This is a genomic window from Nocardia otitidiscaviarum, from assembly GCF_007362295.1.
In the GTDB taxonomy this organism is placed as follows: domain Bacteria; phylum Actinomycetota; class Actinomycetes; order Mycobacteriales; family Mycobacteriaceae; genus Nocardia; species Nocardia otitidiscaviarum.
Genome location: NZ_CP041695.1, coordinates 5,329,244 through 5,352,478, shown reverse-complemented (window position 1 = coordinate 5,352,478; position 23,235 = coordinate 5,329,244). Strand labels below are relative to the sequence as shown.

Annotated in this window: 18 protein-coding genes and 1 tRNA gene; 7 read left to right on the top strand and 12 right to left on the bottom strand. The window is 69.7% G+C overall.

The genetic code is table 11. The annotated features are described in order from the left end of the window. Window positions 1-60: 60 nt before the first annotated feature. The 3 genes from FOH10_RS34950 to FOH10_RS23965 all read right to left on the bottom strand — a co-directional run bounded on the left by FOH10_RS34950 (window position 61) and on the right by FOH10_RS23965 (window position 1,354). Window positions 61-657 carry a hypothetical protein gene (locus tag FOH10_RS34950; protein ID WP_186000573.1) on the bottom strand — a complete coding sequence of 199 codons (597 nt, stop codon included), beginning with the start codon at window positions 655-657 and terminating at the stop codon, window positions 61-63. A 265-nt stretch (window positions 658-922) separates the two neighbouring features. After that, the gene (locus FOH10_RS34945) at window positions 923-1,147 is read right to left on the bottom strand and encodes a hypothetical protein (protein WP_186000572.1); all 225 of its coding nucleotides are present in this window, start codon (window positions 1,145-1,147) and stop codon (window positions 923-925) included. A 122-nt stretch (window positions 1,148-1,269) separates the two neighbouring features. Further along, window positions 1,270-1,354: transfer RNA gene (locus FOH10_RS23965), tRNA-Leu, on the bottom strand. A 390-nt stretch (window positions 1,355-1,744) separates the two neighbouring features. Here FOH10_RS23965 and FOH10_RS23960 point away from each other — a divergent pair. Further along, complete coding sequence (locus tag FOH10_RS23960) at window positions 1,745-11,113, top strand: type I polyketide synthase (RefSeq protein WP_143982419.1); 9,369 nt, start codon at window positions 1,745-1,747, stop codon at window positions 11,111-11,113. A 235-nt stretch (window positions 11,114-11,348) separates the two neighbouring features. Next, complete coding sequence (gene acpS, locus FOH10_RS23955; protein WP_029926780.1) at window positions 11,349-11,771, top strand: holo-ACP synthase AcpS; 423 nt, start codon at window positions 11,349-11,351, stop codon at window positions 11,769-11,771. Window positions 11,772-11,798: 27 nt separating this feature from the next. Here acpS and FOH10_RS23950 read toward each other — a convergent pair whose 3' ends face one another. Beyond that, complete coding sequence (locus FOH10_RS23950; RefSeq protein WP_085996356.1) at window positions 11,799-12,431, bottom strand: TetR/AcrR family transcriptional regulator; 633 nt, start codon at window positions 12,429-12,431, stop codon at window positions 11,799-11,801. 275 nt (window positions 12,432-12,706) lie between these two features. Here FOH10_RS23950 and FOH10_RS23945 point away from each other — a divergent pair, with 275 nt between their 5' ends. After that, window positions 12,707-13,984 carry a DUF7159 family protein gene (locus tag FOH10_RS23945; protein WP_143982418.1) on the top strand — a complete coding sequence of 426 codons (1,278 nt, stop codon included), beginning with the start codon at window positions 12,707-12,709 and terminating at the stop codon, window positions 13,982-13,984. Window positions 13,985-14,051: 67 nt separating this feature from the next. On the opposite strand, the gene bcp is transcribed toward FOH10_RS23945, so the two are convergent. After that, complete coding sequence (bcp, locus tag FOH10_RS23940; RefSeq protein ID WP_143982417.1) at window positions 14,052-14,525, bottom strand: thioredoxin-dependent thiol peroxidase; 474 nt, start codon at window positions 14,523-14,525, stop codon at window positions 14,052-14,054. Window positions 14,526-14,685: 160 nt separating this feature from the next. On the opposite strand from bcp, the gene FOH10_RS23935 reads away from it, so the two are divergent. After that, complete coding sequence (locus FOH10_RS23935) at window positions 14,686-14,910, top strand: DUF3618 domain-containing protein (protein ID WP_029926789.1); 225 nt, start codon at window positions 14,686-14,688, stop codon at window positions 14,908-14,910. Window positions 14,911-15,020: 110 nt separating this feature from the next. On the opposite strand, the gene FOH10_RS23930 is transcribed toward FOH10_RS23935, so the two are convergent. Continuing rightward, a complete protein-coding gene (locus FOH10_RS23930) occupies window positions 15,021-15,320 on the bottom strand; it encodes an excalibur calcium-binding domain-containing protein (RefSeq protein ID WP_029926791.1) in 300 nt (99 codons plus the stop codon). Between the two features lie 198 nt (window positions 15,321-15,518). After that, window positions 15,519-16,493 carry a pirin family protein gene (locus FOH10_RS23925; RefSeq protein WP_143982416.1) on the bottom strand — a complete coding sequence of 325 codons (975 nt, stop codon included), beginning with the start codon at window positions 16,491-16,493 and terminating at the stop codon, window positions 15,519-15,521. 60 nt (window positions 16,494-16,553) lie between these two features. Between FOH10_RS23925 and FOH10_RS23920 the strand changes: the two genes are divergently transcribed. Beyond that, window positions 16,554-17,012 (top strand): MarR family winged helix-turn-helix transcriptional regulator, encoded by a 459-nt coding sequence (locus FOH10_RS23920; RefSeq protein WP_051036969.1) that lies wholly within the window; start codon window positions 16,554-16,556, stop codon window positions 17,010-17,012. Here FOH10_RS23920 and FOH10_RS23915 read toward each other — a convergent pair. Then, complete coding sequence (locus FOH10_RS23915) at window positions 17,009-18,043, bottom strand: crotonase/enoyl-CoA hydratase family protein (RefSeq protein ID WP_143982415.1); 1,035 nt, start codon at window positions 18,041-18,043, stop codon at window positions 17,009-17,011. The two genes, FOH10_RS23920 and FOH10_RS23915, sit on opposite strands and share 4 nt — an antisense overlap. A 93-nt stretch (window positions 18,044-18,136) precedes the next feature. Beyond that, the gene (locus FOH10_RS23910) at window positions 18,137-18,478 is read right to left on the bottom strand and encodes a hypothetical protein (RefSeq protein ID WP_143982414.1); all 342 of its coding nucleotides are present in this window, start codon (window positions 18,476-18,478) and stop codon (window positions 18,137-18,139) included. A 155-nt stretch (window positions 18,479-18,633) separates the two neighbouring features. Here FOH10_RS23910 and FOH10_RS23905 point away from each other — a divergent pair, with 155 nt between their 5' ends. Further along, the gene (locus FOH10_RS23905) at window positions 18,634-20,820 is read left to right on the top strand and encodes a DUF4132 domain-containing protein (protein ID WP_143982413.1); all 2,187 of its coding nucleotides are present in this window, start codon (window positions 18,634-18,636) and stop codon (window positions 20,818-20,820) included. A gap of 15 nt (window positions 20,821-20,835) precedes the next feature. Here the strand turns inward: FOH10_RS23905 and FOH10_RS23900 are convergent, their stop codons facing one another. After that, a complete protein-coding gene (locus FOH10_RS23900) occupies window positions 20,836-21,282 on the bottom strand; it encodes a MarR family winged helix-turn-helix transcriptional regulator (RefSeq protein WP_029926802.1) in 447 nt (148 codons plus the stop codon). A gap of 78 nt (window positions 21,283-21,360) precedes the next feature. Between FOH10_RS23900 and FOH10_RS23895 the strand changes: the two genes are divergently transcribed. Further along, the gene (locus tag FOH10_RS23895; RefSeq protein ID WP_143982412.1) at window positions 21,361-21,735 is read left to right on the top strand and encodes a cupin domain-containing protein; all 375 of its coding nucleotides are present in this window, start codon (window positions 21,361-21,363) and stop codon (window positions 21,733-21,735) included. A 26-nt stretch (window positions 21,736-21,761) separates the two neighbouring features. Here FOH10_RS23895 and FOH10_RS23890 read toward each other — a convergent pair whose 3' ends face one another. Then, a complete protein-coding gene (locus FOH10_RS23890; RefSeq protein ID WP_221937861.1) occupies window positions 21,762-22,226 on the bottom strand; it encodes an ion transporter in 465 nt (154 codons plus the stop codon). A 286-nt stretch (window positions 22,227-22,512) separates the two neighbouring features. Continuing rightward, complete coding sequence (locus FOH10_RS23885; RefSeq protein ID WP_143982411.1) at window positions 22,513-23,088, bottom strand: TerD family protein; 576 nt, start codon at window positions 23,086-23,088, stop codon at window positions 22,513-22,515. Between the last annotated feature and the right edge of the window lie 147 nt (window positions 23,089-23,235).

Genomic DNA, 23,235 nt, shown 5'->3' with positions numbered 1-23,235 from the left:
CGACAGCGACTAGCATCAGTCCAGTCGCTACCAACAACAGAGTGAGCCGGGTTGCCCAGATCACCCGCGTGAGCCGCACGGGACGCCCGCGCGAGCTGAAGCCCCCGCTGCGCCGGTGAACAGCGCGCGGAGGGCGAAGCCTCCTTGGTCTCGAAGTTGAGCTATCAGCTTGGATACGTCGTCTCGGCGTTCGCTAAGCCAATTCCGCCAAAACCTAGCGGCGTTCCCTGGTGGACGCGCAAAACCCCGGTAGTAGAGCAAGCCTCGGACCTGCGGGCGATCGCGCAGAAATCCGCGGCCATGGATGTCATTGCGTTCGACGATGCGACCACCTCGCTGGACTGTCTGCCAGCGCAGCAACGCACGCACCTCCCGGCCGCTGCGACGCCGATGGCCCGGCCGGTGATGATGACAGCGCCGCCATTCCCCGAGCACGCGGTTCCGGCACGGCCGGCCGGTGGTGGTGATCGGGTACTCGCAGCCCACCGGCCAGACGTTCCCGCGAGACCACCACACCATGATGGCCAATACCGTCAGGACGATCGGGAAGACGAGCGCGAAAGTCAGCGGCCACGGGACTTCCCAAGGACTCAGATACTCGAGCACCCCGGCGAAGAGCCCGAGTACTCGCCTGAGATGGTCGACGATCTCCCCCATGCCGCGATGCTACGGGGCGCCCTATTGGGCCGGGCGCCGATCGAAGGTGACGATTCGTGCCAATAGCTGCTTCGGTTACGCTCGCGCGCAGCAGCTTTCATATATTGACTGCGCGGTACCGTTGTCGGAAGCAGCCCGAGTTGTTCGGCGGTGCCGACGATCGAACCACCGTAGGAATGCCTACATAGCTGACCGGTGTGCCCGGCGCGTGGCTCCCGATTCCCGGTCGAGTTCTAGGCCGAAATCCACCAGTCGTTGGGCCTTCTCAGCGGCGAATTTCGGACATCGCGCGTGAGCAGTTGGCGGCGGAACTGTATATCGATGCCGCGTTGGCACGTGCTGTTTCCGCTGCTTTGCCGAGCCCGTCGAGGTTCCGGCTTTCGAGCTGACTGATCGTCGGCCGCATCAGCGTGGTGTCAGCGCGGTGATCTCGGCGGCGATCGCCGCCCTCGGAGTTCTCGATGTTCGCAGGCGAGGAACCGGTTCGCATGAGCGCGAATGCACTCGTGCGTTTGCTAGAGGGTTACGGCGGGTTGGGGGGTCGCGGGTGTTCGTTCCGGGGAAACGGACGAAGCGGGCGTTCGGCGGGGTTGCCGGACGGGATGTGAAACGTGGTGCGCGAGGGGGGACTTGAACCCCCACGTCCGTGGACACCAGAACCTAAATCTGGCGCGTCTGCCAATTTCGCCACTCGCGCTGATGGTACGACCGTCCAAACTCTACCGGGATTGACCGCGTTAGCGAAGCACCGGTGGGGTGTGGCGTACTGGTCAGTAACCCTACCAGGGGTTATAACGATTTGGTAACCGTGAATATGAGGGAGGCTCAACTTTCCTTCATGGGTGTAACCGCGTGGACCTGGGGGTTCAAACATGAGGCGGAGTCATGTTTCTGATCGTTCTGGGACGGACGTACCTGAATACTGCGCGGTAGGGGGTCGTGGGTAGGGGTAAACATGAGGAACCCCTCATGATTTTGTGGAATCCTCGGGCACTACCAGGGCCGGGTGGCCTCGGGAAGATCTGCGCGACGAGAGCGCGGCCCCGTCCTGCGGGGGCAAGCCGCTACGAGAAGGAAGTCGAACGTCTTGACGATCAACGAGAGCACCGGGACCGGATCTAGGGCGAGGGTGGCGCGCAAGGCCTCGGAGGGTGGGGTCAGGTCGTCGCTGTTGGACAGGTTGCTGGGTGGCGCGCCGTACGCGTTGGCGTTCGGTGGGCAGGGCGCCCAGTGGTTGCGGGAGCTGGAGGAGATCGGGCGGGATTCCGCGCTCGAACCGGAGCTCACCGCGCTCGTGAACGAGGCCGCGCAGCGGCTGGAACCCGTTGCCGCGCAGCTGCTCGTGGTCCGGCCGGTCGGTTTCGACCCCATCGGCTGGATGCTCGAAGAGGAGATCGCCGACCCCGAGCAGGGTGAGGTCTCGGCGGCCCCGTCGCCGCAGATCCTGCGGTCCGCCGCGGTATCCATGCCCGGCGTCTTCCTCACCCAGGTGGCCGCGCTGCGCGCGCTGCGGCTGCAGGGCCTGGACATTGTCGCGCAGGCTCCGGTGGCCTACATCGGTCATTCGCAGGGCCGCCTGGCCGCCACCGCCGCCGCCGCGCACGGCGAGCGGGATGCCGAGATGCTCGCGCTGGCCCAGTTGATCGGGGCCGCCGCCGGTCTGATCGCCCGCCGTCGCGGGCTGGTGCCGGTGGGCGAGCGCATGCCCATGGTCGCCGTCTCCCATGTCGACCCCGACCGGTTGCGGGCCGTGGTCGAAGAGGTGTCGGCGGACGTCGACGCGAGCAAGGCCGCCGTGGTCTCCATCCGCAACGGACGTCGCCGCGCCGTGCTCTCCGGCCCGGTGGCCCAGCTCGACCGGGTGCGGCAGCGCTGCGCCGAGATCAGCGCCGAGCAGACCCGCGACCGCGAGGCCAAGAAGCGCGGCGGCGCGGTATTCGCCCCCGTCTTCGAGGACATTCCGGTCGAGGTCGCCTTCCACCACCCGGCCCTGGCCGAGACCGTCGAACTGGTGAGCACCTGGGCCGGGCAGTGCGGACTCGACACCGAACTGGCCGCCGCGCTGACCAAGGAGATCCTGGTCGATCCGATCGACTGGGTCGCCACCGTCGACGAGGTCGTTTCCGAAGGCGCGCAGTGGATTCTGGACCTCGGCCCCGGTGACCTGCTCACCCGCCTGACCGCCGGATCGCTCAAGGGCACCGGCGTCGGCGTGCTCGCCGCCTCCACCCGCCCCGGCCAGCGCAGCCTGTTCACTCCGGGCGCGGCCCCCGAGATCGCCCCCGCCTGGGCGGAATTCGCGCCCAATCCGGTGCGCCTGCCCAATGGCCGCATCGTGGTGGAGACCGCCTTCACCCGCCTCACCGGCCGCTCGCCCATCCTGCTCGCGGGCATGACCCCCACCACCGTGGACGCGAAAATCGTGGCCGCGGCGGCGAATGCGGGCCACTGGGCCGAACTCGCCGGTGGCGGCCAGGTCACCGAGCAGATCTTCGCCGACCGGGTCGCGGAGCTGAAGACGCTGTTGCATCCGGGCCGCGCGGTGCAGTTCAACTCGCTGTTCCTCGATCCCTACCTGTGGAAGCTCCAGCTGGGTGGCAAGCGCCTGGTGCAGCGATCCCGCAGCGCCGGTGCGCCTTTCGACGGCGTGGTGGTCACCGCTGGCATCCCGGAGCTCGAGGAGGCCGTCGCCCTCATCGAGGAGCTGACCGAGGCCGGCATCACCCACGTGGCGTTCAAGCCCGGCACCGTCGCCCAGATCCGGGCCGTGCTGCGCATCGCCGACGCGGTGCCGGACTACCCGGTCATCATGCATATCGAAGGCGGTCGCGCCGGTGGTCACCACTCCTGGGAAGACCTCGACGACCTGCTGCTCGAGACCTACGCCGAACTGCGCGGCCGCGACAATGTGGTGGTCTGCGTCGGCGGCGGCATCGGCACCCCCGAGCGCGCCACCGAATACCTCACCGGCGCTTGGTCACAGGCACACGGCTACCCGGTGATGCCGCTGGACGGCGTGCTGGTCGGCACCGCCGCCATGGCCACCCTGGAGGCCACCACCGCGCCCGAGGTCAAGCAGATGCTGGTGGACACCCCCGGCACCCCGGACTGGGTGGGCGCGGGCACCGCCAGTGGCGGAATGGCTTCCGGCCGCAGCCAATTGGGTGCCGACATCCACGAGATCGACAATGCCGCCTCCCGCACCGGCCGCCTGCTGGACGAGGTCGCCGGTGACGCCGAGGCAGTCGCCCAGCGCCGCGCCGAGATCATCGAGGCGCTCGACCGCACCGCCAAGCCGTACTTCGGCGATGTCGCCACCATGACCTATGTCGAGTGGCTGGAGCGCTACGTCGAACTGGCTGTGGGCCTGGACCGCCGCAAGGACTTCGACTGCGGCGGCGACTTCGCCGACGCCATCGCCGACGCCACCCGCTCGGTCTGGCTGGACATCACCTGGCGCGACCGCTTCGCGGAGATGATGCGCCGCACCGAATCCCGCCTCAACGAGGCCGACCGCGGCGAGATCGAGACCCTCTTCGCCGACGACGCCGCCTTCGAGGAGCCGGTGCGCGCGCTGTGCACGCTGAAGGAGCGCTACCCGGCCGCCGCGGACACCGTGCTGCACCCGGCGGACGTGCCGTTCTTCATCTCGCTGTGCAAGACCCCCGGCAAGCCGGTCAACTTCGTGCCGGTCGTCGACCAGGACGTGCGCCGCTGGTGGCGCTCGGATTCGCTGTGGCAGGCCCACGATCCGCGCTACAGCGCCGATCAGGTGTGCATCATCCCGGGCACCGTCGCCGTCGCGGGCATCACCCGCGCGGACGAGCCCGTGGGTGAGCTGCTCGATCGCTTCGAGCAGGACGCCGCCTACTCCATGGTGCGCGCGGGCCTGGTCCCCGCCGCCGTGGACGGCCGTCGCCGCGCCGATATCGCCCACGGCGCACTGGATACCGTGCTCGCCGCCCCCGACGTGCAGTGGGCCGGACGCACCACCGTCAACCCCATCCACCGGCTCGGCGATGTGCACGAGTGGACCATGAACGGCAAGGGCGCGATCCACCCGCCCACCGGCGCCACCCTCAGCGCCACCGAGGGACCCGAAACCGACCACGCCTACGTGGAATTGACGGTGCCGCTGCTGGGCGGCGCGGTAGCCGCCGCGAAGGACGCCGTGCGCATTCGCATGACCGTTCCCACCTCGGTCTACAACGGTGGCGCGCCGGTCATTTCGGAGGCCGACGCCGAGACCGCCATGTCGGCGCTGCTGGCCGTCGCCGCGGGCCAGGCGCTGCCCGAGGTGAAGACCGTCGACGGCGCGAAGGTCGCGCACGTCAACACCGCCTGGACCCCCGACCTCATCGCCGACCACGCGGGCGTCACCGGTTCCGGCCTGCCCGAGAACCTGAGCACCAACGGCCGCACGGTGCCCGACGTGCTGGTGGGCGCGTGCTGGCCCGCCGTGTTCGCGGTGCTGGGCGCGACTCGCACCGAGGACGGCGCGAGCGTCATCGAGGGCATGCTCGACCTGGTGCACCTCGACCACCGCATCGAGCTGGCCGGTGAACTGCCCGACGGCGCAAGCGTTCTCGCGGTGCGCGCCGAGGCGGGGGAGACCCTGGACACCGATCTGGGCCGGGTGGTCGAGGTGCGGGTGCGCATCACCGGCATGCTGGACAAGCCCGAGACCGGCATGTCCATGCCGACCATCGCCACCCTCACCGAGCGCTTCGCCATTCGCGGCCGCACCGGCGCCGGCGAACTCACCGATCCGCCGCGCGCCGCGGGCACCCTGTCCGCCGACGCCGCCGACACCCCGCGCCGTCGCCGTCGCGATGTCACCGTCACCGCGCCGCGTGCCATGGCCGCCTTCGCGCAGGTGTCGGGCGATCACAACCCGATCCACACCTCCGATGCCGCCGCGAAGCTGGCCGGACTCGGCAGCCCGATCGTGCACGGCATGTGGCTGTCGGCCGCCGCGCAGCACGCCGTCTCGGCCATCGACCCGGCCGACAAGCTGCCGCCGCGCACGCTGACCGCGTGGACCACCCGCTTCCTGGGCATGGTGCGGCCGGGTGCGCAGATCGACGTGCGGGTCGAGCGGGTCGCGGTGGATCGCGGCAGTGAGATCGTGGAGGTGTCCTGCCGCACCCGCGGCGCGGGTAATGGTGACAGCGGTGGGGATCTGGTGATGACCGCCACCGGTCGTATCGCACCGCCCAAGACCGTCTACGCCTTCCCGGGACAGGGCATTCAGACCAAGGGGATGGGTCTGGACGCGCGCACCCGCTCCAAGGCCGCCAAGGAGGTCTGGGACCGCGCCGACAAGCACACTCGCGAGGCCCTCGGCTTCTCGATTCTCGCTGTGGTGCGCGACAATCCGACCTACCTCAAGGCGCGCGGCGTCGAGTACCGCCACCCTCAGGGTGTGCTGCACCTGACCCAGTTCACCCAGGTCGCCATGGCCACCCTGGGTGTCGCCCAGGTCGCGGAACTGCGGGAGGCCGGAGCCTTCGTGGACGGCGCGATGCTGGCGGGCCACTCGGTCGGCGAGTACAACGCGCTCGCCGCCGTCGCCGGGGTGCTGCCGCTCGAGGCCGTGCTCGAGGTGGTGTTCCAGCGCGGCTCCGCCATGCACGAGCTGGTGCCGCGGGATGCTCAGGGCCGCAGCGACTATCGCATGGCCGCCATCCGCCCCTCGCAGATCGGCGTGCCCGACGCCGCGGTGATCGACTTCGTCGCCACCGTGGGCGCGAAGGCGGGCGAATTCCTCGAGGTGGTCAACCTCAACCTGCGCGGCTCGCAGTACGCCATCGCGGGCACCGTGGCCGGACTCGAGGCCCTGGAGGCCGAGATCGAGCGCCGCCGTGCCGAATTCGGCGGTAAGCGCGCCTTCGTGCTGGTGCCCGGCATCGACGTGCCGTTCCACTCCACCGTGCTGCGCGCCGGGGTGCCGGAGTTCCGGCACAAGCTCCAGGAGCTGCTGCCCGCGGACCTGCATCCGGAACTGCTGGTCGGACGCTACATCCCGAACCTGGTGCCGCGCCCGTTCTCGCTGGAGCGCGAATTCATCGCCGAGATCGCCGATTACGTGCCGTCCCAGCCGCTGGCCGAGGTGCTGGCCGACTTCGACGACTGGGCCGCGCGTCCCACCGAACTGTGCCGCGTGGTGCTGATCGAGCTGCTGGCCTGGCAGTTCGCCAGCCCGGTGCGCTGGATCGAGACCCAGGATCTGCTGTTCACCGATGCCGCCCACGGTGGTCTCGGCGTCGAGCGCTTCGTCGAAATCGGTTTGGCGGCAACGCCGACCGTGGCCAACCTGGCGACGAATACGCTCAAGCTGCCGATGTTCGCCAACACCGCGGTCGAGGTGCTGAATATCGAGCGTGAGGCCGGCGTGGTGTATTCCACCGACACCGACCCTGCCCCGGTGGAGGAGCCGGAGGAGACCCCGGCCGAGACCGCGGCACCCACGGCGGCCGCCGCGCCCACCGCCCCCGTCGCCGCGCCGGCCGCCCCGACCGGCGGCCCGACTCCGGACGACATCGCCTTCACCGCCGCCGACGCCACCCGCGTGCTCATCGCGTTGTGGACCAAGCTGCGGCTGGACCAGATCGGTCCGGTGGACACCATCGAAGGCCTGTGCGACGGCGTCTCCTCGCGCCGCAACCAGCTGCTCGTCGACCTCGGCTCCGAACTGTCGCTCGGTGCCATCGACGGTGCCGCCGACGCCGACATGGGCGCGCTCTCGGCCACCGTCGACCGCCTGGCCCGCACCTACAAGCCGTTCGGCTCGGTGCTCTCCGACGCCATCGGCGACCACCTGCGCAAGGTCTTCGGTCCCTCCGGCAAGCGCCCCGCCGCCATCGCCGAACGTGTCAAGAAGGTCTGGGGACTCGGCGACGGCTGGGCCAGCCACGTCACCGCCGAGGTCTCGCTCGGCACCCGCGAGGGCGCGTCCGTGCGCGGCGGCGATCTGGGCGGCCTGGTCTCGGGCGCGCTGGGCGACGGTGCGGCCGTGGACGCCGCCATCGACGCCGCCGTGCAGGCCGTGGCCGCTCGCCGGGGTGTCGCGGTGTCGATGCCGTCGGCCGGTGGCGGAGGCGGCGCGACCGTCGACGCCGCCGCGCTGGGCGAGTTCACCGAGCAGATCACCGGCCGCGACGGCGTGCTGGCGCAGGCCGCCCGGGTGATCCTGGAATCGCTGGGCCACGCCGAACAGCTCTCCGCGCCGGAGGCCACCGACGACACCCTGGTGGACCTGGTCTCGGCCGAACTCGGTTCGGACTGGCCGCGATTGGTCGCTCCCGCCTTCGACGCCCGCAAGGCGGTCCTCATCGACGACCGCTGGGCCAGCGCCCGCGAGGATCTCGCGCGGCTGTGGCTGGGCGGTGACGCCGGACTGGACGAACTGCCGGTCGACGGCTACGTCGGCGCCGGGGAAGCGGTTGCCGCGCAGGCCAACTGGTGGCGGGAACGCGCCATGCACGAGGCCCGCTCGGTGCTGGCCGGTCTCTACGCACGCATCGCCGCGGCCGCCGTCGAGGTGACCGAGCCCGGTGTCTGGTCCTCGGAGATCGCCGTGATCACCGGCGCCAGCAAGGGTTCCATCGCCGCGGCCGCCACCGGGCGACTGCTCGGCGGCGGCGCGACCGTCGTCGTCACCACCTCCAAGCTCGACGACGCGCGCCTGGCCTTCTACAAGCAGCTCTACCGCGACCATGCCCGTCACGGCGCCGCGCTGTGGGTGGTGCCCGCGAATATGGCCTCCTACAGCGATATCGACGCCCTCGTCGAGTGGGTCGGCAACGAGCAGACCGACACCGCGGGCGGCGCCAAGGTGCTCGTCAAGGAGGCCATGACCCCCACCCTGCTGCTGCCCTTCGCGGCGCCGCGGGTGGCCGGTGACCTCGCCGACGCCGGGGCCCGCGCCGAAATGGAGATGCGGGTGCTGCTCTGGTCGGTCGAGCGCCTCATCGGCGGCCTGTCCAAGCTGGGCGCGGACCACGACGTGGACGCCAAACTCCATGTGGTGCTGCCGGGTTCGCCCAACCGCGGCCTCTTCGGCGGTGACGGCGCGTACGGCGAGTCCAAGGCCGCGCTGGACGCCGTGGTCGCCAAGTGGCGGGCCGAGAAGTCCTGGGCGCAGCGGGTCACCCTGGTGCACGCCCTCATCGGCTGGGTGCGCGGCACCGGCCTCATGGGCCACAACGATCCGCTGGTCGAGGCCGTGGAGAAGGCGGGCGTGCAGACCTGGTCCACCCAGGAGATGGCCGATGAGCTGCTCAAGTGGTGCACCGAGCGGGCGCGCGGCGTCACCGCGCAGGGACCGCAGCAGATCGACCTGACCGGCGGCCTGGCCGGTGCCAAGCTGGATCTGTCCGCGCTGGGCAGGGAGGCCGCGGAAGCGGCGGCGGTCGAGGAGGATACGGCCGCGAAGGCCGCGACCATTCCGGCGCTGCCCGCCCCGCCGACCATGGTGTCGTCGGCGCTGCCGGTTCCCGAATGGGGCGCGGTGACAGCCGATCTCGACGATATGGTCGTCATCGTCGGCGCGGGCGAACTCGGCCCCTACGGCTCGGCGCGTACCCGCTTCGAGATGGAGGTCTCCGACGAGCTCTCCGCCGCGGGCGTGCTCGAACTGGCCTGGACCACCGGACTGGTCACCTGGGAGAACGAGCCCAAGCCGGGCTGGTACGACACCGAAACCGGTGACTACGTCGACGAATCCGAGCTGGCCGAGCGCTACCACGACACCGTGGTGGAGCGCTGCGGCGTGCGCCGCTACGGCGACGACGGCGCGATGGTCGACAACACCGCCCCGCTGCTCACCTCGGTGTTCCTGGACAAGGATCTGACCTTCGTGGTCAACAGCGAGGCCGAGGCGCGCGCCTTCCACGCCGCCAACCCGGAGCAGACCGTCGTCACGCCGGTCGAGGGTTCGGGCGACTGGCAGGTGACTCGCAAGGCGGGCACCGAGATCCGGGTGCCGCGCAAGGCCAAGCTGTCGCGCTTCGTCGGCGGCCAGATCCCCACCGGCTGGGATCCCACCAGGTGGGGCATCTCGGCCGATATGGCGGGCTCCGTGGACCGGGTGGCGCTGTGGAACATCGTCTGCACCGTGGACGCGTTCCTGTCCTCCGGCTTCAGCCCGGCCGAGCTCATGAGCTGGGTGCATCCGGCCATGGTGGCCAACACCCAGGGCACCGGTATGGGCGGCATGTCCTCGATGCGCTCGCTCTACATCGACAACCTGCTCGGGGAGCCGCGCGCCAACGACATCCTCCAGGAGGCGCTGCCGAATGTGGCGCTGGCCCATGTGGTTCAGAGCTACGTCGGCTCCTACGGCGGCATGGTGCACCCGGTCGCGGCCTGCGCCACGGCGGCGGTCTCGGTCGAGGAGGGTGTGGACAAGATCCGGCTCGGCAAGGCCGATCTGGTGGTGGCCGGTGGCTACGACGATCTCGGCATCGAGGGCATCGTGGGCTTCGGTGACATGTCGGCCACCGCGGATTCGGCGGCCATGAGCGCCAAGGGCATCAGCGACCGCTACTTCTCCCGGGCCAACGACCGCCGTCGCGGCGGCTTCGTCGAATCCCAGGGCGGCGGAACGGTTCTGCTCGCCCGCGGCAGCGTCGCGGTCGAGATGGGCCTGCCGGTGCTCGGCGTGGTCGCCTTCGCGCAGTCCTTCGCCGATGGCGTGCACACCTCGATTCCGGCCCCGGGCCTGGGCGCGCTGGCCGCCGGTCGCGGCGGCCCGGAGTCGAAACTGGCTGCCGAGCTGAAGAAGCTGGGCGTCGCGCCGGACGAGATCGCGGTGGTGTCCAAGCACGACACCTCCACCGCGGCCAACGATCCCAACGAGTCCGAACTGCACGAGCGGCTCGCCACGGCGCTCGGCCGGTCCGACGGGGCACCGCTGTTCGTGGTGTCGCAGAAGACCCTCACCGGCCACGCCAAGGGCGGCGCGGCGGCCTTCCAGCTCATCGGCCTGTGCCAGGTGCTGGAGCAGGGCGTGATCCCGCCCAACCGCAGCCTGGACTGCGTGGACGCCAAGATGCGCGAATACCCGCACCTGGTGTGGCTGCGCGAACCGCTCGCGGTGGGAGATCGCCTCCCGCTCAAGGCCGGTCTGGTCACCTCGCTCGGCTTCGGCCACGTCTCCGGCCTGCTCGCCGTCGTGCATCCGCAGGCGTTCGTCGCGGCCATCGACCCCGAGCGTCGCGAGGAGTACCTGCGCAAGGCCGAAGAGCGGAAGCTCAACGGCCGCCAGCGCTTCGTCGAGGCCATGTGCGGCGGCGCGCCCCTCTACGAGCGCCCCGCCGACCGCCGCCTCGGCGGCGACGGCACCCCCGCCAAGCAGTCCCGCCAACTCGAGGCCGACGTCCTGCTCACCAAGGACGCCCGCCTCGGTACCGACGGCATGTACATCGCTCAGCGGGGGCCCGCCTGTAGCTGATCATCGGGAACCGCTGCGCTTGGGCAGTCTGCGCCAGGGGCGCAGGGTGGGCAAGCGCGGCACCCTCCGACGCGGCGCTGCCTCCCGGACCTGGGAACGCTTGCGGCGCAGACCAAAGCACTGCGGTCAGCCAGCGGAACCGATCGACTACCCGCGGAGCCTACGGAACCGTAGGCTCCGCTGGTATGTTCAGCCGACCACGACTGCACACCGACCGACGAGGAGCTGCGGCGCGTTGACGATCCTGGGTATCGGACTGGACCTGGTGACGATCTCGGAGTTCTCCGAGCAGCTGAAGCGCACCGGAACCACCATGTTGCGGGAAAGCTTCACCGCGGGGGAGCGCCGCTACTGTGAGAGCAAGTCCACCGATTCGGCGCGCAGCTACGCGGCCCGCTGGGCGGCGAAGGAAGCGGTGCTCAAGGCGTGGGCCTCCTCCCGTTTCGCGCGCAGCCCGCAGGTCGGCGACAATCCGTATCCGCTCATCGAGGTGGTCAACGACGCCTGGGGCCGCCCCAGCATCCGATTGCACGGCCTCGCCGCGGAATTCCTGCCGCGCGTGCGAATCCACCTGTCGCTCACCCACGACGGCGACACCGCGGCCGCCATGGTGGTGCTGGAGGATCCGGGCGAGCTGGCCGACCTCATCGGCCAGTAGGCCAGGCGAAACCACGGCCGCGCGCGGCTAGCTTCCGGCGTTCTTCTGCCCGCCCGTTCGCGATTCCTTCTCGGCGATCAGCAGATACGCCACCATGAGCCGCTTCAGCTCCGCCACCGCCGCATCGTGGCTGAGCCCGTCCTGCACCGAGAAGTTCAGCATCGAGTACACGACGTGCACCAGCACCTGCGCCATCATGGACCGGCGGGCGCGGGGGGTGCGCGGCATCAGCGGCCGCAGCATCTGCGCCACCACCTCCGCGAACTCCTTCTCGTGAATCGCGCCGGTGGCCCGCGTGGACGGCGTAGACTGCATGGCCAGCCACACCTCGCGCCGGGACGGGTCGGTCATCCACAGCTGCGCCATGTGGTCCACGAAGCTGTTCATGTATCGCAGCCAGTCCATGGACGGCACTTCACCGTGGAAGTTGGCCAGCTCCTGTGAAACCGCCACCAGGTCTTGGCGATTGAGTTCGCAGACGATCACGTACTTGTTGGCGAAGAACTGGTAGAGCGTGCCGATCGGCACTTCCGCGCGGGCCGCCACCTCTTCGCAGGTGAAGGATTCGAAGCCGACCTCGACGAGCAGCTCCCTGGACGATTGGAGCAGTGCGTCGAATTTCCGTTTGCTCCGTTCCTGCGTCGGACGGCGGCGGGGCATCAACTCTTGCGGGTCGTCCTGCAACTCCAACGCAGGGTCGGGCCTCGGCGTTGCCCTCGCTCCCGTGCGCGTTTCCACGTCCAACAGGCTACTGGTAGCGACACGCTGATGACACGCGGCGGTGTCCTGCGTGTTTTCGAAGGGCCCATCGGTTATGACCAATCCGCGCCGAGTGTGGCGTCGAACACTCATTGCAGCTGCTTATAGCGGCTGGACTCCAACGCGCTAGGCGGAAGGCTGAATCTGTGGTTGTTCCTGCGGTAGTTCGATCAGCGGTGACCATCGGTGTCTCCACCGAACGCGGCACCGTCCATGCTGTGGCGCTCGCGGACGACGGCGACAAGCTGCCCGAGCGAGTGCTGCTGCACCTCACCGGAAGGGTCGGCGGCGAGACCAAGGCGGACCTCGCCGCGGCTGTCGAGGCGGTCATGGATGCCGTCGCCGACAAGATCGGTCCCGATCGCGATGTCGTGGGGGCCGCGGTCGCCTACCGCGATGCCGCCGAGCGGCGCGCGATCGTCACCAGGCTGGCCTCCGGGCGCTGGCACGAGGCATCGCTGGTCTCGGCCAAGTCCTCGCATCTCGCGGCCGCGCGGGCCATGACCTGGGTGGACGAATTCGAGGATCTCGCCATCTGCGAGGTCGTGCCCGGCTTCCAGGCGTTCTCGCTCATCGACGGGGATCGCACCCGGGTGCTGGCGGCGGTGTCGCTCAGCGGCGGCGCGGCCACCGAGGAGGCCATGCGGGCCGCCGTGACGGCGGCCTGGGATCAGTTCGACGCGGCCGGGGTGCGTCCCGACGCGGTGGTGCTGATCGGTTCGGCCGCAAGCGAACCCACCGTGGTGGCGGCGCTGGAGGCCGGATTCGGGGCCCCCATCATCCCGTGCGCGGTGGCGGCGCAGGCCCCGGCCATCGGCGCGGCACTGGCCGCGCTGCCGGAGACCGAGTACGCGGGCGAGGCGGCCGAGCGGATGAAGCGCACCCGCGGCACCGCGGCGCTGTTCGCGGCGGCCAGTGTGCTCGCGGGCGGTCTGGTGGCGGGCGGGGTGTACTCGGCCAGCGGCAGTTCGCGCACGGTGCCCGAGCCCATGCTCACCGACGCCCGGATCAATGCGGACGGTGGTCACCGCGGCCCGCATCCGGCCATCGCCGATTCCGGTTCGGCGGTCGGTTCGTCCAATGAGACGCACTGGGAACCCGCCGTCGTCGAACCCTCGGAGGCGGGTGCGGTACTGGAGGAGGAGTCCGCGGCCGAGCCGACCGTGGTGACGCTGGATCCCGGCACCTCCGGCTGGGGTCCGGCGGACTCCGAGCCGCTCGGTCTCATGGGCCCCAAACCGCTGCTCGACGCTCCGGCGGAGCGCGAGACCGGCGTGGGTCAGCAGTCCATCATCCCCGCACCGACCAACCCGGTCGGCGCGCCGGACGGCTTCGGTCTGTTCCCGGGCGAATCCGCCCCGCCGCCGCTGGGCACGCCCGAATTCCAGAGCTGGTGGGACAGCCACTGGGCGATGATGCTGAAGTGGGCGGTGCAGATGCTGCCGCGCGTATAGCGCTGTAACGCACCGCAACCCGCGCGAAGGTCCGGCCAACCGACGGATGGCCGGACCTTCGTCGTGCTCAGACCGACAGGTCGCGACGCAGCTTCGCCACGTGCCCGGTGGCGCGCACGTTGTACTGGGCGGCCTCGATCTTGCCGTTCTCGTCCACCAGGAAGGTGGAGCGGATCACCCCGGTGACCTTCTTGCCGTACATCGTCTTCTCGCCGAAGGCGCCCCACGCGGTGAGCACCTCCTTGTCCGGGTCGGACAGCAGCGCGAAGGTGAGCTGCTCGTTGTCGCGGAACTTGGCCAGTTTGGCGGGTTTGTCGGGGGAGATGCCGACCACCTCGATACCCGCGCCGTTCAGTTCGGCCAGGTTGTCGCGGAAGTCGCAGGCTTCTTTGGTGCAGCCGGGGGTGCTCGCCGCCGGGTAGAAGTACACGATCACCTTGCGGCCCTTGAAGTCGGTCAGGGATACCGGATTCCCGTCCGCGTCGGGCAGGGTGAAGGCGGGGGCGGTGTCGCCGGGACTGAGGCGGTGATTCTCGGTCATGCCAGCACGCTAGCCGATCCGGCACCGGGCTATACACTCGCTGGCAGGCCGGCGCACATCGCGTTTGCCCTACTCACCACGGCGGATGTGGCGATGGGCGGCCGGCCGGCGGACGACGATCGCGCCGCCCATCGGGAGCGGCCTGAGACAGGAGTGTGACGTGGCGAGGGATACCGAGGACATTCAGCGCGAGATCGAGGCCGCGCGGCACCGGCTCGCGAACACCCTCGATGAGCTGGCGGTGCGTGCCGATCCCCAGCGGCTGGCCGACAACACCAAGCAGGCGTTCGTGGCCAAGGTGAACGAGCCCAAGATCAAGTACAGCCTCATCGGGGCCGGACTGCTGGTGTTCCTGCTGCTGGTGGTGAAGATCTTCCGGGACTGAGCGCCCGCCGCCGATCCGGGCGACCGGTATCGGCGGGTTTCGAGAGATGACGAACCCCCGGTGCGATCGAGGCACCGGGGGTTTCTGTCTGGGTGCGACGGCGTCGCGAATCAGACCGTGGGGCAGGCGAAGCCGTCACCGTCGGGGTCGAGGTGCGGGCCGTAACCGGGCTCGCCGCGGAAGAGGGGTGCGTGCCCGGCGGCGCGGGCGTCATCGCAGTTGCGGTAGGAACCGCCGGCCGAGCCGGTCTGCGACAGCTGGGCCGAGCCGACCGCGGCCGAGCCGGTGTCGATGGTGGACGAGCCGGTGCCCGAGGATCCGGCGGGAACCTGGGCGACGGCCGCCGCGGCGGGGGCGAGAGTCGTCAGACCCGCGACGCTGGCGGTGACGAGGAGCCTGCGAACGTTCATGTATTCCTCTGTGTTTTCGTGCGTTCTTGTGCGCGATGGACGGGGCGGACCGGCTCGACGCGGGCGCCACCGCTGCCGGGGACGGCACGGTGGCCGGTCCGGTCCGCCGTCCACCATCACAACGGACCGTTGCATTGTCAACCGGTTGCGCTATTCATCGAGGCAGAAGCCTTGCGCGCAGGCCCGTTTCGCCGCGTTTCACTCTCCGAGGCGGTGCCCCGCGCGGTGCTCCGCGGGAATATGACCCATTCGCCCGGCTTGGAAATCCTCGATGGCGTCGATGATTTCCTGTCGGCTGTTCATGACGAACGGTCCGTACTGTACGACCGGTTCCCGGATGGGGCGACCGCCCAGCAGCAGCACTTCCATATCGCCGGTGCGCGTATCTTGTTTCGCATCGGCGGCCACGGTGAGCGAATCGCCGTGCCCCAGCACCGCCAGTTGGCCCGCGGTCACCGGCCGCCCGCCGGCCGCGCCACTGCCGGAGACCACGTAGACCATGGCGGTGAAGTCGCGCGGCCAGGGTGTTTCCAGCCGCCCGCCCGGCGTGATGGAGGCGTGCGCGTAGGCGATGGGCGTATGGGTCGACCCCGGTCCGGAGAATCCGCCGACATCCCCGGCGATGATCCGCACCAGCGCCCCGCCGTCGTGCGAGCTGACCAGGGTCAGTTCGCTCGCGCGCAGATCCTGGTAGCGCGGCGCGGCCATCTTGTTGTCGCGCGGCAGGTTCACCCACAGCTGGAAGCCGTGCATCCGGCCGCCGTGTGTCACCAGTTCCTCGGCGGGCAGCTCGTCGTGCAGGATGCCGGATCCGGCCGTCATCCACTGCGTATCGCCCTCGCCGATGACGCCTCCGCCGCCGTGCGAGTCGTGGTGGACCATGCTGCCGTCGAGCACATAGGTGACGGTTTCGAAACCGCGGTGCGGATGCCAGGGCGCGCCCTTGGCCTCGTGCGGCTCGTAGGTGACCGGACCCATCTCGTCGAGCAGGATGAACGGGTCGGCGGTGCGCAGATCCACGCTGGGGAAGGGGCGCCGTACCTCGAAGCCCGCGCCCTCGCGCTGGCTGTGGGCGGTGACCAGGGTGCGGACGGCGCGCTCACGTCCGGTGGCGGCGTCGGGGCGCGGGAGCCGCGGCAGCACCAGGATGTTGTCGACGGTGATGGCGGGCATGGGAACCTCCTGTGGACCGGTTGGTGTCCATGTCAACCATTAGCCGCTAAGATCTATTCCATGGTGCGTTGGCTGAATGACGAGGAGCAGCAGACCTGGCAGTCCTATATCCGGATGCGCCAGCGTCTCGACGCCGCCATCGCGGCCGGATTGGCGGCCGACGGGCTCTCACCCTCGGACTACGAGATCCTGGTCGCGCTGTCGGCACACGGCGGAGAGTTGCGCGCCAAGGATCTGGGTGCGGAGATCTGCTGGGACAAGAGCCGCCTGTCCAAACACCTCGCCCGCATGGACGGCCGCGGCCTGGTGTCCCGGTGCCCGGCCACCGATGACGCGCGGGGGCGTGAGGTGCGGCTGACCGATGCTGGTCGCGCCGCCCTGGAACACGCCGCGCCGAACCATGTGGAACTGGTCCGGCGGGCCTTCATCGACCATATGACCGATGCCGAGGCGACGGCGCTGCGCTCGCTCGGTGCGAAGGTGGCGGAGGCGGTCGAGCGCGAGAGTGCGCTCGACTAGCTCTGCTCGTCCCGCGCGAACTGCGCGCGCTTCCAATCGCCGAACGGTTCGTCGCGCTCCCGGACCGCCTCGCGGAATCCCGCTGTCATGGAGCGCATCTGGAAGGCGTACCCCTCGCGCGTATGCCGCGAGACGCCGTCGAACACCGTGCTGACCATGCCCGAGTTGGCCACGCCCTGATTGAGCAGCGCGCTGTTGAGCGCCAGCTTGGCCATGATGAGCTGATTGATCGGCACCAGCGAGATCCGGCGCAGCAGTTCCTCGGTGCGCTCGTCGAGCCGCTCGGCGGGCGGTGCTTCGATGGCCAGCCCCCATTCGGCGGCCTGCTTGCCGCTGAGGCTGTCGCCGGTGAACAGCAGTCGCTTGGCGCGCTGATCGCCCACCCGGTGCGCCCACATGCCCGCGGCCGGAATGCCCCAGGTGCGGGTGGGGGGATAGCCGAAGCGGGCGTCCTCGGCGCAGACGATCTGGTCGGCGAACAGTGCGATATCGGTTCCGCCCGCGATGGCGAATCCGTGCACCTTGGCCACGGTGGGCTTGTTGGCGTACAGCAGGCTGGCGAAGCCGCGGTTGAATCGCGACATCATCTGATAGTCGACCATGGGGTCCCAGGTGCCGCGGGGGTCGTGGTTGCGCGCCTGGACCACCGGGTCGAGCACGCTGCCGTCGGCCGTCCCGCCGGCCGGTCCGAAGCCGCCGCTGCCCGCGCCCTCGGCGAAGATGGACAGGTCGTAGCCGCCGCAGAAGCCCTTGCCGCGGCCGCTTACCACGATCACGTGCACCCGGGGATCGAGATCGGCCTGTTCGACCGCGGCGGCCAGTTCGATCGGGGTGTCGGAGGTGATGGCATTGCCGTGCTCGGGCCGGTTGAAGGTGATGCGGGCGATGCGGCCGGTCACCTCGTAGGTGAGGGTGCGCGCGGTGTAGGAGTTCACCGGCTCGGGCCGATCCGCGAACAGTGAATCCGCGCCGCCGGTCAGGTCGTCGCGCCAGGCCGCGGGGCGGGTACCGGCATGGTTCTCAGGGGACACGCAAGTAGTGAACGCCAGTTCATTTCTTGCTGTCAAGAGCCGACCTGATTCCGGCACCGCGCTTGTACGGCCGGTGGCGGCACCACGGGCGGATCAGTTTTCGCCGGTGACCCACGGTTTCACCGGCGGTTTCACCCAGGTGATCTTCTCGTCGGCATGGCTGCGCCGGGCCGCGGGGTGGTCCGGATGCCGCGCCGCCCACGCATCCTTCGCGTCCAGCAGCCGCGCCACCACCTGCCACGTCTCCTCGCTGCCGGGCGGATTCACCCCCGCCTCCCGCGCCAGCTTGCGCAGCTGCGCCATGGGCAGCTCCCGCAGCTCCGCACTGCTGATATCGCGCAGCCAGACATACGCCGCCAGCCGCCGCGCCTTGTCCAGGCGCGCGTGTTCGGCGGCCTTGCTGTGGGCGTAGTCGTCGTTCTCGGCGTCGTTCATGGTCCAGGCTTTCGGATGGGGGCGATTCCAGGGTAGTCCCGGCCACCGACAGCGCCGCGGCGACCGAACCATCGGTGGCAATACGACCGTGCCGGGTGTCGGGACGCTGCGGCATACTGCCTGAAACCTGCTCGGAGAACGGAAGATCGACACGCATGAGCGCAGCACTGCCCGAACTGTTCGCCGACCCGCTGTGGGAGCGGCAGGCCCGGGCCGCCGCCGCGGCGGCGGCAGCCGAGCGGGCGAAGGAGATACCGTTGGTGCCCGGCCTGAAGCCGCCCACGGAGCGGAGCGTCGTCTGGGAACCGGGTGAACGGGAGGGATGGCTGCGGCGTGCGGACCGGTTGCGCCCGGCCAGTGCCCTGAGCGGTGCCGAGGACTGGGGTCAGGTGGTGCGGGCCTACCGCGACGGCGCGATCACCCGCCCCTCGTATCAGGCGAATATGTTCGGTGCCGCACCGGTCGAACTGGTGGCACCGCTGCTGCCGGAGTGGCAACCGCGCCTCACCGGAATCGGGGCGGGCCACGATCTGCGGGTGCTGGCCGCTCGGTACGAATGCGACGCGCTGCACGTCGTCGTCTCGAATGCCAAGTCCAATGCCTACGACAACGGCCCGGCGCTGGTGCCCTTCCTCGAGGTCGAGGTGGCGCGCCTGATGGCAGACTGGTTGGTGCGCTTGAAATCGGCGCAGCGGATCGCTCGCGGCTGGTTCGCCCGGCACGGTCTCACGGCCGTGCCCTATCTGGTGCCCGACGCGCTCGCCAAGCGCCGCGTTCCACGGGAAAAGGCCACGGCCGCATTGGCTCTCATCGCCAAGGCGCACGGAGTGGACGAGGTCGTGGCGGCTGCCCGCGTGTTCGGTGAGGAGACGGCGGCCGGGGTCGCGCGACTGCTGAGCGCCGAGACTCCCGAGGTCGTGCAGACCGGCCCGGTGGACAAACCCGCCAAACCGCCGAAGCTGCCCTGGCTGAATCGCGACGAGCTGCCCGAGGTGCGCCTGCACGACGGCAGCCCCCTGTCCGCGACCGCGCGGGACAATCTGATCGGCGGGCTCGCCCTGTCGCCCGGCTACCGGTGGAACGGTCCCGCGCAGGCCTATCCGGGGCTGCGAGAAGCCGTGGAGCAGTGCGATTCCCGAACGCTGGCCGCCTTCGGCTGGGCGCTGTTCGAGCAGTGGCTGCACGCACGCATGCCCGCCCGTAACGCCTGGGTCGTCGATCAGTTCTGCTGGCTGGCCGATGACGCGGTCGTCGAGCGGCTGGGCGCGCTGCTGCTGCGTTGGCCGGGGGCGGGCAGCGACAAGCACGCCATCGGTGTGCTCGGAGTCATCGGCACCGATACCGCGCTGCTGCATCTGCACCGAATCTCCCAGCGCGCCAAGGCTCCCGGCCAGCGAACGACGGCCGAAGGCTGTCTGCGCCTCGCCGCCACCGCGCGCGGCCTGACCGCCGACGAACTCGCCGATCGCCTCGTACCCGACCTCGGTCTGGACGCGGACGGCACCCTGCTGCTCGACTACGGGTCACGCCGCTTCACCGTCGGATTCGACGAGCAACTGGCGCCGTTCGTGATCGACGAGTCGGGCACCCGGCGCAAGACGCTGCCCAAACCCGGCGTCAAGGACGACGGCGAGCTCGCACCCGCCGCTTATGAGCGCTTCGGTGTGCTGAAGAAATCCGCGCGCGGTGTGGTCGGCGATCAGATTCGCCGCTTGGAGCGGGCGATGGTCACGCAGCGCCGCTGGAGCACAGCCGAATTCGACCGGTACCTGGTGAAACATCCGCTGCTGCGGCATCTCGCACGCCGTCTGGTGTGGACGACCGGTGAGACGAATTTCCGCCTGGCGGAGGATTTCACGCCGACCGATATCGAGGATGCGCCGGTGCGGCTCCCGGAATCGGCGCGTATCGGCATCGCCCACCCGCTCGAACTTGGCGACGCGGTCGTACGCTGGGGTGAGGTCTTCGCCGATTACGAGATCACCCAACCGTTCCGGCAGCTCGGGCGGCCCGTGTACGCGCTCACGCCGGAGGAGCGCGCCACGCGCCGGATCCGTCGGTTCGACGGGGTCGAGGTCTCGGTGGGCGCGCTGCTGGGACTCACCCGTCGGGGGTGGGACCGGGCGGCCGCGCAGGACGGCGGCGTCCAGCCGGGCCTGTACCGCGCGCTGGGTGCGGGGCTGAAGCTGGTCGTCGAGCTGGATCCGGGCATCGTGGTCGGAGCCGTCGACATCCACCCTGTCCAGAAGATCACCGAGATCTGCTTCACCGCAGGCGATCTCGACACCGTGACGGAAGTGACCGCCTCGGAGGTGCTGGCCGATCTCGCCGGTCTCACCTGATCGGCGAATCCGCGCTCACCAGGCCGCGGGTCGGACCCGTCCCGGCGTCACCACCTGCGCCAGCACGTCCCGCAGCGCGCCCAGTGTCGAATCGCCGAGTGTGGCGGCCCAGCGGGCGGTGAGGTCCGCCGCGGCGGCATCGGCCGCCCGGGTACAGGCCCATCCGCGTTCGGTCAGGGTGATCAGCCGGGCGCGGGAATCCAGCGGATGCGGATTGCGCTCCGCGTAGCCCTTGCGCACCAGCTCGTCCACCAGCTGACTGGCCGCCTGCTTGGTCACCCCGAGGTGTTCGGCGATCTCTCCGACCGTGGCCCCGTGCGGGGCCATGCGGACGAAGGCGAACCCGTGCGTCGGCCGCACATCGGTGAATCCGGCCGCCACCACACCCGCGTGGATGGCATCGGTGACCTCCGCGGCGGCGGCGAGCAGGAGCAGCGGCAGGTCTTGGGCGGAAGCGGGCATAGGGGAGATTTTGGCACTTGACAAGAAAGTCAACAAGCTTGACTATTTAGACAAGTTGCTTGACCAATAGGAGTGTTGATGCCTGTAGTCCGCGCCGCCGATGCACCCGTGCACCACCTGCACGGCTCCCGTTTCACCCCGTTGATCCGCCCGTCCTCCGGCAGCGCCGAGGTCTGCGTCTGGAAAGTGGAGGTGGCCCCCGCCACCGCCGGTGTCCCGCACCGCATTCTGCGTGAGGAAGCCTTCGTCCTGCTCGACGGCGCGATCACCCTCACCGTCGACGGTGTCACCACCACCCTCGCCGCCGGCGACGCCGCCGTCGCCCCCACCGGCTCGACCATCGCCCTCGGCAATGACTCCGACGGCCCCGCCACCGTGCTGGTGTCCACCACCGTCGGCTTCACCGGAGAGCTGCTCGACGGCACCGTGGTCGAACCGCCCTGGGTGAACTGACCGCTCCGCCCGACCGGAAAGGCGTTCTACACCAGTCGCTCTCGGTCCAGGCCGCGTTCGAGCGCGTCGAGCCGGGCGTTCACGGCACGCAGCAGCTCCAGCATTTCCTGGCGCTCCGCGTGCGCGGCCGTCTCCCGCGCCTCGAGCTCGGCGCGCTGATCCTGGTCATGGATCTCCTGGGTGGCGCTGACGATGATCGCGATGAACAGATTCAGCACCACGAAGCTGGTGAGCAGGATGAACGGCACGAAATACAGCCAGGCGTAGGAGTATTCGGCCATGACCGGGCGGGCGATGCCCATCGACCAGCTTTCCAGCGTCATGATCTGGAACAGGCTGTAGAGGCTGCGGCCGAGATCGCCGAACCAGTCCGGGAACCGCTGGCCGAACATCTCGGTGCCGACGACGGCGAACACGTAGAACAGCAGTCCCAGCAGCGCCGCGGACCAGCCGATGCCGGGCAGGGCCTGAGCCAGCGAGTCGACCAGCATGCGCAGCCGCCCGCGCCGCCGCGGAGGTCTCGACGCCGAGCACCACCGCATTGCCCAGGATGAGCGCGGTTGTCGCGCTGCGTACTCGCGGTGAGTCGATCCACCGCTCCAGGGCCATCCGCCAGTCTGCTCGGGTTGCAGACCCCACCGTATCCTCCACCGCCACACTCTCTTTCGGAGTTCGAACCCCGGAGAGCTTGGCATCGAGCGGATGTCGTGTCGAATCGTGCGGATGGTCCTGGGAGCGTGCGGGTCTGCCCACCCCGGGCCGTGGCCGAGGCCGGCCTCAGATATTGACCCCGTAGTCGCGGGCGATGCCCGCCAGTCCCGAGGCGTACCTCTGCCCGACGGCCCGGAACTTCCACTCCGCACCATTGCGGTACAGCTCCCCGAACACCATCGCGGTCTCGGTGGAGGCGTCCTCGGTGAGGTCGTAGCGCGCCAGCTCGGTGCCGTTGCTGCGATCCACCACCCGGATGAACGCATTGCGAACCTGCCCGAACGACTGCTGCCGCGTCGCGGCCTCGTGGATCGACACCGGGAAGAAGATATTGGTGATCGTCGGCGGCGTATTCGCCAGATCGACATTGATCACCTCGTCGTCGCCCTCACCCTCACCGGTGAGGTTGTCGCCGGTGTGCTCGATGCTCCCCTCGGGCGACCGCAGGTTGTTGTAGAAGATGAAGTGCTGATCCGACAGCACCTTCCGATCCGCGCCGCACGCCAACGCGCTCGCGTCGAGATCGAAGTCCGTACCGGTGGTGGACCGCACATCCCATCCGAGGCCGACCGCCACCGCGGTCAGATTCGGTGCCTGCTTCGACAGCGAGACATTGCCACCCTTGGCCAGGCTGACACCCATCGTGATTTCCTCCTCGTCCTGTTTCCTCGACACAGCGAATCGTCTGCCGGGACCGGCTGCTGCCCGACCTGCGGCAGCTTCGACCATAGTGTTTTCCGGCAGCGAGGTGTCGGCGGTGCGACCACGGACCTGTCAGGACCCGGCGAC